The following is a 7,081-nucleotide window of genomic DNA, read 5'->3' as shown; positions in this document are numbered from 1 at the left end:
CTCCACTCCACAACCGGAGGCCTTCACCTGCCTACGACATCAGATCGTGTCGTCACACAATCTCGACCAACGTCCCTGGGCAGTACAGCTAGGCCACGTTGAACCCGCCCAGCTTGTCTAGATCGGCTGGCGCTTCTGGTGGGTGGCGGCGGCGTGCCGCACGGCGGTGCCGGCACCCGTGACCACCGGGTCGCCGTGGCCGAAGCATGCCGTCTCCATGTCCAGTGCCGCGAGGCGGTGGAAGCTGTCGAGCATCACGCCCTCGTCCAGGTTGAACACCCCGAGGATGATCTCGCCGGGCTGACCGGCGGCCACCGTGTCCCCGGTGAACAGCACCCGGTGCTTCGGCAGGTACACCGCGATGCTGCCCAGCGTGTGCCCGGGCACGCTGAGAACCCGCGCCCCGTCGCCGAAGTCGAGCTCGTCACCGTCCTGCAGCTCGACATCCACCGGGGCCGGCGGAACGTCCACAGTAGTCACGCCCAGTGAGCTGACCTGCTCCCAGATGGGCCGGTCGAACTCGGTGAGCACCGGCTCCCGTCGCCTCGCCTCGCCGCGGATCACCGCGGCATCCGCCTCGTGCGCATGCACCGGTGCGCCGTGCCAGGACCGAACCTCCGCGGCCGATCCGGAGTGGTCCTCGTGCCCGTGCGTCACCACGATCCGCCGAATCGCGGACGGGCTCAGCCCCAGGCTCCGCACCGCCTCGGCGATCTCCGGCCCGGAGCCGGGGACGCCGGTGTCTATCAAGGTCAGGGTGTCCGCGTCGCGCCACAAGTAGACCTGGCCGAACTCCATCCGCACCAAGTGCAGCCGGGGCCGTAACCCAACGATCTCCACGTGCCCGAGGCTAGGCAGCGTCCCGCCGAACCCGCCATTCGTTTCGCTGCCAGCATACGAACGCGGGACGGATCCAGCCGACGCCCGCGCCTGGGCGCTGACCAACGCCAACGAGCTGAAGCCGAAGTCGCCGACCGCGGTCGCCGACTGGACCAGGAGCTTCGAGCGGCAGCTGGAGTTCTGCATCGGGCTCCAGCCCGCCGAGGGCGGCATCGCCAGCGGCGCGACCATAGATGGGGCGGCAACTACGGCCATTCGCGGCGCCACGTCGACCTGCTACGACATGCGGCCCGCCCACCCGGCGGCCGACCGGGCAAGGGGAATGCCGACGCCCGGTCGGCGGACGGACTGACTCCCACGGTCAAGCCGGGTGGGCCGGCCCTCCGACCGACGCGGCGGAACGGACCGACCCACCCCACCACCCGGATACGCAACGGGCGCGAAAAAGCCCGCAAAAACAGGCCGTCACGGGATCACGCACGGGACCGCGACGGAGTAACGTACGTCACCGGAGAGGCCGCTCCCCCCGTGGCGGCCTCTCCCTCATCTTTCCGCCGCGACCACGACGGCCGGAACGACCGGATGCCGCAACCCCGGGTGACCCGCCGGCAGCGACCGGCGCACCACCACCCAGCTCACCGCCAGCGCGGTCGCCACCAGCGGCCAGGTCAGCGCCACCCGGGCGACCGTCAGCGCGACCACCTGGCCGCCGAGCCACAGCGGCAGGAACACGAGCACCCGCAGCACGTAGGTAGCCGCCCACACCCAACTGCCCCGGCCATACGCGCGCAGCAGCGCCGGATCACGCCGCCACCGGCTGCGCTGCCCGAGCGCGACGCCCACCACCACCCCGAGCAGCGGCCAGCGCACCGCGATGCTGACGACCCAGGCCAGCGCGCTCGCCGCGTTGGAGAGCAGTTGGACGAGGAAGAAGTTCTCAGCGCGCCCGGTGCGCAACGCGACCAGCGCGGCCACGCAGACCGCCAACAACCCGACCAGCACCGAGCGCGGCCGGTCGCCCCGGCGCAGTCGCCAGCCGGCCAGCGCCGTGCCGGTGACCACCGCCGCGCCGACCCCGGCCCACAGCGAGTGGCCGCCGATCAGCCAACCGACCGCGAACGCCACCGGCGGTAGGGTGGCGTCCACCGCGCCCCGACGCCCGCCGAGCAGGTCGGCGAGGCTCTCCGGCCGGTCCGCCGGGGTCGTCCCGCGCTCCGGTGTGCTGACCACCCGCCACCTCCTCACGTCCGCCCCCAACCTATCCGTCCCCGGTGGGCAGGCCAGCGGGTGGCCGGGGCGGGCTGGCCGCTACGGTGTGCGGGTGCGAGCGACGCCGAGGGGTTGGACCGCAGTCTGGTTGGTCGTCCTGGCGATCGTTCAGGCAGCCGCCTTCCTGGCCGTGTGGCGGGTCGCCCTGCACATCGAGGCGGGCCAGTGGGTCGACACCGTCGCTCTGACCGGCAACCGGATCGGTCAGGACCGCATCGACGGCCCGGTGGACCGGATCCTCAACGCCATGTCGGTCGTGTCGCTGCTGGCGGCGACCGCGGTGATCGGCTTCATCGCGCTGATCCGGGGTCGCATCGCGCTCGCCGTCACGGCCACCCTGCTGATCGCCGGCGCAAACGGCACCACCCAGCTGCTCAAGTACGGACTGGCCCGGCCGGACTTCGGCATCGACCCGGAGCGGATCTACGCCGGCAACAGCCTGCCCAGCGGGCACGCCACCGTCGCCGCGTCGGTCGCGGTGGCGCTGGTGCTCGTGCTGCCGCGCAAGGTGCGGGCGCTCGGCGCCTTCCTCGGGGCCGGCTACGCCGCGGTCGCCGGGGTCGCCACCCTCTCCGCCGGCTGGCACCGGCCCAGCGACGCGGTGGCGGCGTTCCTGGTGGTCGGGGTGTGGGCGGCGCTGGCCGGGCTGCTGCTGCTGGTCACGCAACGCGAACAGGCGCAGGTGGAGTCGGCCGACGCGCACCGGGTCGCCGCCACGGTGCTCGGCGTGGGCGGCGCGCTGGCGGCGGTGGCCTGCGGGCTCGCCCTGGCCTGGCTGCTCGACCTGCGTGCCACCCCGCCCGACGAGCTGGCCCGCCGGCCGCTGTTCGTCGGGTACGCCGGCAGCGCCGCCGGCATCGCCGGGACGATGGGCGTGGTGATGGCGCTGGTGCTCGCCGCCGTCCACCGCCTGGTGCCTCGCGTCAATGGCTGAGCCCGGCTCGCCGCCTCCGGGCAGGCGTTGCGCGTGTCAGCGGGAGTAGGTGCCCACCATCGTCCCGCTCGCGATGTCCCGCTGTACGAGCGTGCGGTGCACGTCGTCGGCGTGCGGCGTGTCGGGCAGCTCCAGCGGCCGGTCCAGCGCGTAGAGCCGGAAGAAGTACCGGTGGGGATCGTCGCCCTGCGGCGGGTGCGGCCCGCCCCACCCGGTCGTGCCGAAGTCGTTGGGCCACTCCCGGCCGCCCAGGGGCACCCCGCCCTCGGGCACCCCGGCCGCGGTCGGCGCGATACCCGTCACCAGCCAGTGCAGGAACGGGGTCTTCCCGGCGTCCGGGTCCTCGACGAAGAGGACCAACTCGGTCGCGGACTCCGGCACCTGCGACCACTCCAACGGCGGTGAGACGTTGCCTCCCTCGCGGGCGAAGCGGGTCGGCAACATGTCGTGGTCGTTGAACGCGGTGCTGCGCAGCATGATCCCGGCCATCGGTGGCGCTCCTCTCCTCGGCACGGCCGCGCGTACCCGCCTGGCGGCCGCCGAAACGGCCACGCCGCAGCCGAGCGGCGGTGTGAGAGGGTCGGGGCGGCAGACACGGACGGGGGAGGACCGGTGGAGCGGGTACGGGCGGCGTTCCGGGACGAGTGCGCGCGGCTCGGCGAGGTGCTGCGCGGCGTCGACGAGGCGGATCTCGACCGCCCCACCGACTGCCGCCCCTGGACCGTGCGGGAGTTGCTGGCCCACGTGCGCACCGGCGCCGGCCGGCTGGTCGACATGCTCGCCGCGCCGGCCCCGCCCCGCGCCGAGGTCGACGCCGCCGCGTACTACGGCGCCGCCAAGTTCACCCCGCCGGTGGACGCCGCCCGCATCGACAGCGGCCGGCGGGAGGCCCGGGAACTCGACGGCCCCGCCCTGGTGGCCGATTTCGACCGGGCCTGGCGGGACGCCCTGGCCGCCGTCGACGCCCAGCCGCCCGGCCGGGTGGTGCGCACCCGCCACGGCGATGCGATGGCGCTGGCCGAGTTCCTGCGTACCCGCGTGGTGGAGGTCGGGGTGCACGGCCTGGACCTGGCGGCGGCGCTGGACCGGCAGCCGTGGCTGACACCCACCGCGGCGGAGGTCGTCGCCGGCCTGCTCACCGGCGGGCGACCCGTCCCGGCGGAGCTGGGCTGGGACCGGCTCACGCTGATCCGCAAGGCCACGGGCCGGACCGACCTCACCGCCCGGGAGCGGGCCGTCCTGGGCGCCACCGGTTTCCGCTGGCTCTCCTTCGGCGGCTGACCCGTCTCCTCCCGTCGACCGCGCGAGCCGTCGCCGCGTCCGGGCGACCGGCGAGGCCGGGGCCGGACTGCTCGCGATCTCCCCGCGCGGGTGTCCGCCCGCTCCTCCGGGACGGTCGTCGCCGGGGCGACGCGGGTCAGGTGGTGGCGAGCGGGTCCGCCGCCGCGCGCGGCGCGGGCACCCGCGGCACCGCCTTGCGCAGGTGGTCCAGCACCACGGGGTCGATGCGGCCGGGCACCAGCCGTTCCTCCAGGTTCTCCATCCCGGCCCAGGCGAAGAGCGCCTCCTCCGGCCGGTCCAGGTCGACCGGCAGACCCAGCGCGGCCAGCAGCCCGCCGACCTCCGTCGCCACCGCCCCGGTCAGGTCGAGCAGGGTGGCCGGATCGGGCCGGCCGAAGAGCAGGGTGTGCAGCGCGAGCAGCCGGCCCAGCTCGGCCACCGGATCGGGGTGGTCGTCGACCCGCAGGTCGACCAGGACGTCGCTGGTGCCGCCGTACCCGCCGCCGCGCTCGACCACCAGCAGCCCGGCGCTCTGCCGGCCGCGCCGGTCGCCGCCGGCCTGGTCCCCGGCGCGCAGCGCGGCGAGCAGCCGGTCGGGGAACGGCAGCGCCGCCCCGCCCAGCCAGGCGTCCCGCACCGCGTCGATCACCTGCGGGCCCGCCAGGATGTTGCCCTGCGCCGCCCAGCCGTCGCCGGCCTGGCCGCCGGCCCACGGGTGGCAGGCCGGGCCCGTCCAGGTCGCGCCCGCGCCCGCGGCGGCGACCACGCCGAGCTGGCGGTGGTCCCGGTCGGGGTCGGCGGCGACCAGGCCGGCGACCACGTCGGCCGCGGCCGTCCCGGTGCGCAGCAGCGTCAGCCCCTGCGGCCGGTACGCAAGATTGACGTGCGCCTGGGTGGCGAGCGCGCCGACCTCGGCCTCGGCGACCGGGACCAGCGCCCCGGCGGCCAGGAACCTGCTGGCCACGACGACGCCGTGCAGGCGGCCGTCGTCGGAGCGGGCGACGAGCGAGAAGGTCATGCGGGGAGACTAGCGCGCGGCCGGCGGCCATCGTCGGTGCTGGATCCGACCCTCCTGCCGGGTTGGTCCGGCGGTTCACCCGGTGCTCAGAAGGGCGGCGCCGCGGCCTCCGGCGGCGCGCCCCGGGCCCGGCGGGCGTCGGCGACCGCGACCGCGGTCAGCAGCGCGGCGGCGACGGCCGCGGCCACCAGCGACGCGGTGCGCAGCAGCACCGGCATCAGGACCAGCAGCACGAGGGCGGCGACCCAGCGCGACGACGACACCCGGCTGAACACCTCGTACTCGAACCGGGCCCGGCCGGCGAGGAAGAGCACCGGCCCGCCGAGCACCATCGCCAGCCAGGCCGCCTCGGGGCGGTCCAGCGGGTGTTCGATGACCAGCTTTTGACGTTCTCCCCGCCCTATAGGACGGGGATTCCCTCCGCGCTGTGCGCGGAACAGCGCGCAGCGCCTGGGTGGATTCCTGCTTCTCGGCGCGGTGCCGGCACGGGTGCCGGTCTTACCTGCGCTCCACAAGCGTTTGAGTTGTCCCAGCGTCCCTGGGCCAACACGTTCTTGGCTGCGTTTGTGTCCCGGTCGTGGGTCACGCCGCACGGGCAGGTCCACGACCGGACGGACAGCGGCTTCGGTCCGTCGAGCCGGCCGCACTGCGAGCATGTCCGGCTCGTGGGCGCAAACCGGTTGATCTTGCCGAAGATGCGGCCGGCGCGGGCGGCCTTGTACTCCAGCATCCCGACAAGGACGCCCAGCCCGCATCGTGCACGGACTTCGCGAGCCGGGTCCGGCCGAGACCGACGACGCACAGGTCCTCGACGTACACCGCTTGGTTCTCGCGGACGATCCGAGTCGAGAGCTTGTGCTGCCAGTCTCGGCGCTTGTCGGCCACCCTCGCGTGCGCGCGGGCGACCTTGACCACGGCCTTCTTGCGGTTGGCCGAGCCCTTGGCCTTGCGGGAAAGGTCTTGCTGCAACCGGCGCAGCTTGCGGGCCGCGCGGCGCAGGAACTTCGGCGCGGCGACCTTCGTGCCGTCCGACAGCACGGCGAAATGCGTCAGCCCGAGGTCGATACCCACCTCGGATGCGACCGGCGGCAACGGCGGAGCGTCCACCTGCACGACGAACGAGGCGAAATGGCGGCCTGCCGCGTCCTGGATGATCGTCACCGAGGACGGATCGGCCGGGAGTTGGCGTGACCAGCGCACGTGCAGGTCACCGATCTTCGGCAGCCGCAGCCGGCCGTTGTCCAGCACACAGAAGCGGGCGTTCCGGGTGAAGCGAATCGCCTGCCGGTTGTCCTTGCGGGACCGCAACCGCGGCGGCGCAACCTTACGGCCCTTACGCTTGCCCGTGATCGAGGCGAAGAAGTTGCGGTAGGCGGTGTTCAGGTCCGCGAGGGCCTGCTGCAACACCACCGCCGAAACCTCACCCAGCCACGCCCGTTGCGGGGTGCGCTTGGCCTCGGTGATGACCCGCTTGGACAACTCGCCGTCCGACAGGTACGGCAAGCCCTGCTCACGGGCCTGCTGACGTGCGCGCAGCCCGTCATTGAACACCACCCGCGCGCACCCGAACGCCCGCGCCAGCGCTTCCTGCTGGGCGGGCGTCGGGTAGACACGATAGTTGTACCGCAGCTGCACACCGGACAATCTAGTACGGCAGCCGCCATTTGTTAGCTGACCAGGGCGTAGTCGCGGTTCAGTCGGGTGCGTTGGTGGAACCAGCGTGCGCGGGCCTGGTGGCG

The 7,081-nt window shown here is 73.9% G+C and carries 9 protein-coding genes and 1 pseudogene; 3 read left to right on the top strand and 7 right to left on the bottom strand.

The annotated features are described in order from the left end of the window. Nucleotides 1-117 precede the first annotated feature (117 nt). Nucleotides 118-798, bottom strand: a complete 681-nt coding sequence (locus tag AB0G14_RS34130) for an MBL fold metallo-hydrolase (RefSeq protein WP_357704681.1) — start codon at nt 796-798, stop codon at nt 118-120. 130 nt (nt 799-928) lie between these two features. Between AB0G14_RS34130 and AB0G14_RS34125 the strand changes: the two are divergent. Next, nucleotides 929-1,089 (top strand): annotated as a pseudogene (locus AB0G14_RS34125) (glycoside hydrolase family 48 protein); the annotation flags it as partial. A 294-nt stretch (nt 1,090-1,383) separates the two neighbouring features. Here AB0G14_RS34125 and AB0G14_RS34120 read toward each other — a convergent pair. Continuing rightward, the gene (locus tag AB0G14_RS34120; RefSeq protein ID WP_357704677.1) at nt 1,384-2,070 is read right to left on the bottom strand and encodes a DUF3159 domain-containing protein; all 687 of its coding nucleotides are present in this window, start codon (nt 2,068-2,070) and stop codon (nt 1,384-1,386) included. 85 nt (nt 2,071-2,155) lie between these two features. Between AB0G14_RS34120 and AB0G14_RS34115 the strand changes: the two genes are divergently transcribed. Beyond that, the gene (locus tag AB0G14_RS34115; RefSeq protein ID WP_357704675.1) at nt 2,156-3,043 is read left to right on the top strand and encodes a phosphatase PAP2 family protein; all 888 of its coding nucleotides are present in this window, start codon (nt 2,156-2,158) and stop codon (nt 3,041-3,043) included. 36 nt (nt 3,044-3,079) lie between these two features. Here AB0G14_RS34115 and AB0G14_RS34110 read toward each other — a convergent pair whose 3' ends face one another. Continuing rightward, on the bottom strand, nt 3,080-3,532 hold the full coding sequence (locus AB0G14_RS34110; RefSeq protein ID WP_357458858.1) for a YbhB/YbcL family Raf kinase inhibitor-like protein: 453 nt from the start codon (nt 3,530-3,532) through the stop codon (nt 3,080-3,082). Between the two features lie 123 nt (nt 3,533-3,655). Here AB0G14_RS34110 and AB0G14_RS34105 point away from each other — a divergent pair, with 123 nt between their 5' ends. Further along, the gene (locus AB0G14_RS34105) at nt 3,656-4,324 is read left to right on the top strand and encodes a maleylpyruvate isomerase N-terminal domain-containing protein (RefSeq protein WP_357704673.1); all 669 of its coding nucleotides are present in this window, start codon (nt 3,656-3,658) and stop codon (nt 4,322-4,324) included. 136 nt (nt 4,325-4,460) lie between these two features. Here AB0G14_RS34105 and AB0G14_RS34100 read toward each other — a convergent pair whose 3' ends face one another. The 4 genes from AB0G14_RS34100 to AB0G14_RS34085 all read right to left on the bottom strand — a co-directional run bounded on the left by AB0G14_RS34100 (nt 4,461) and on the right by AB0G14_RS34085 (nt 6,977). Beyond that, the gene (locus AB0G14_RS34100) at nt 4,461-5,342 is read right to left on the bottom strand and encodes a DUF1028 domain-containing protein (protein ID WP_357704671.1); all 882 of its coding nucleotides are present in this window, start codon (nt 5,340-5,342) and stop codon (nt 4,461-4,463) included. A gap of 86 nt (nt 5,343-5,428) precedes the next feature. Continuing rightward, complete coding sequence (locus AB0G14_RS34095) at nt 5,429-5,857, bottom strand: low temperature requirement protein A (RefSeq protein ID WP_357704669.1); 429 nt, start codon at nt 5,855-5,857, stop codon at nt 5,429-5,431. Continuing rightward, a complete protein-coding gene (locus AB0G14_RS34090; RefSeq protein ID WP_357704679.1) occupies nt 5,743-6,027 on the bottom strand; it encodes a zinc ribbon domain-containing protein in 285 nt (94 codons plus the stop codon). Before AB0G14_RS34090 ends, AB0G14_RS34095 begins: the two co-directional genes overlap by 115 nt. Then, complete coding sequence (locus tag AB0G14_RS34085) at nt 5,925-6,977, bottom strand: transposase (RefSeq protein ID WP_357704667.1); 1,053 nt, start codon at nt 6,975-6,977, stop codon at nt 5,925-5,927. Before AB0G14_RS34085 ends, AB0G14_RS34090 begins: the two co-directional genes overlap by 103 nt. Between the last annotated feature and the right edge of the window lie 104 nt (nt 6,978-7,081).

The sequence above is a fragment of the Micromonospora sp. NPDC023814 genome, assembly GCF_040639595.1.
GTDB lineage: Bacteria > Actinomycetota > Actinomycetes > Mycobacteriales > Micromonosporaceae > Micromonospora.
This window is presented reverse-complemented; position numbering and strand designations above follow the sequence as displayed.

Bases quoted from the DNA above. Each gene is read 5' to 3' on its own strand.
- AB0G14_RS34130 (WP_357704681.1), bottom strand. From the start codon at position 798: ATGGAGTTCGGCCAGGTCTACTTGTGGCGCGACGCGGACACCCTGACC.
- AB0G14_RS34110 (WP_357458858.1), bottom strand. From the start codon at position 3,532: ATGGCCGGGATCATGCTGCGCAGCACCGCGTTCAACGACCACGACATG.
- AB0G14_RS34100 (WP_357704671.1), bottom strand. From the start codon at position 5,342: ATGACCTTCTCGCTCGTCGCCCGCTCCGACGACGGCCGCCTGCACGGC.